1 pseudogene is annotated in these 500 nt (G+C 73.4%); it reads left to right on the plus strand.

Going from position 1 to position 500, the window contains the following annotated elements:
- Window positions 1-500 (plus strand): annotated as a pseudogene (locus HWX22_RS31470) (cobyric acid synthase CobQ); the annotation flags it as partial.

The raw sequence follows: 500 nt of genomic DNA on the forward strand, positions 1-500 counted from the left end.
GGTGCTCGGCGTGCTGCCCTACCTGCACGGCCTCGCGCTCGACGCCGAGGACATGCTGCCGAGCCTGGCGCGCACCGAGGCCAGCGATCGCGCGGCCGGGGTGCTGCGGGTGGTCGTGCCGGCCGTGCCGCGCATCAGCAACCACACCGACTACGACGCGCTGCGCGCGCATCCGCGCGTCGATTTCTCGTACTGGAAGCGCGGCCCGATCCCGCCCGCCGATCTGGTGATCCTGCCCGGCTCGAAGAGCGTGCAGCGCGATCTCGCATGGCTGCGCGCCAACGGCTGGGATCGCGCGATCCAGCGCCACCTGCGCTACGGCGGCAAGCTGATCGGGATCTGCGGCGGCATGCAGATGCTGGGCCGCTGGCTCGACGATCCGCATGGCGTCGAGGGGCCGCCGGCCCGCGTGGCCGGGCTCGGCCTGCTCGACTACGACACCGAGCTGCGGCCCGAGAAGACGCTGGTCAACGCGGGCGGGCGGCTCGCCTGGGGAGACG

This window comes from Burkholderia sp. BCC1638, from assembly GCF_902833195.1.
Classification (GTDB): domain Bacteria; phylum Pseudomonadota; class Gammaproteobacteria; order Burkholderiales; family Burkholderiaceae; genus Burkholderia; species Burkholderia diffusa.